The sequence below is a fragment of the Nitratireductor aestuarii genome, from assembly GCF_014641695.1.
Lineage (GTDB): Bacteria > Pseudomonadota > Alphaproteobacteria > Rhizobiales > Rhizobiaceae > Chelativorans > Chelativorans aestuarii.
On the sequence record NZ_BMIF01000073.1, the window covers coordinates 1 to 523 of the forward strand.

Here is a 523-nt window from a genome sequence, read left to right on the forward strand (position 1 = left end):
CGCCCGCAGGCGGTGACCAGAATGTCCCTGTCGTGGAAGGGATATTCGAGTTCGGGCAGTCCGTCATAGGGCTTCGAAGACGGTGCGAAGACATCCGCCGGGGTCTGCATGCCGAGGGCTTCGTGCGAGCGTTCCTCATTGAATTCGTGGACAAATCTGTCAAAGCGATCCTGCTGCTGAAGCACGTTCATGCCCGGCGGACGTGCCGTTTCCTGCTTCAGGGTGCGGTGCATGCGTTCATGGCGGGCGTTCTGTTGCGGATGGCCCGGCTGAATGCGCTCGAGGGTGATGCCGAGCCTGAGCCAGAAGACCGAGAGCTTCGACAGGTTGTAGAGTCCGTTCGGACTGGCAAAGGGCAGGCCGTTGTCGCTGCGGATCGCTGCCGGAAGGCCGCGCTCCCTGAAGAGCTGGACAAAGGCCTCGATGACCGGCTGCTCGCGGGTCGATTCAAGGGCTTCACAGCACAGGATCATGCGCGAGGCCTGATCGGTGACGGTCAAAGGGTAACAGTAGCGTCCGTCAC

General features: G+C 61.8%; 1 protein-coding gene. It reads right to left on the bottom strand.

Translation table 11 applies throughout. The features are described 5' to 3' along the window. Positions 1-523, bottom strand: a 523-nt coding sequence (locus tag IEX27_RS21175) for an integrase core domain-containing protein (RefSeq protein ID WP_188723040.1), incomplete at both ends; no start/stop codon positions are given.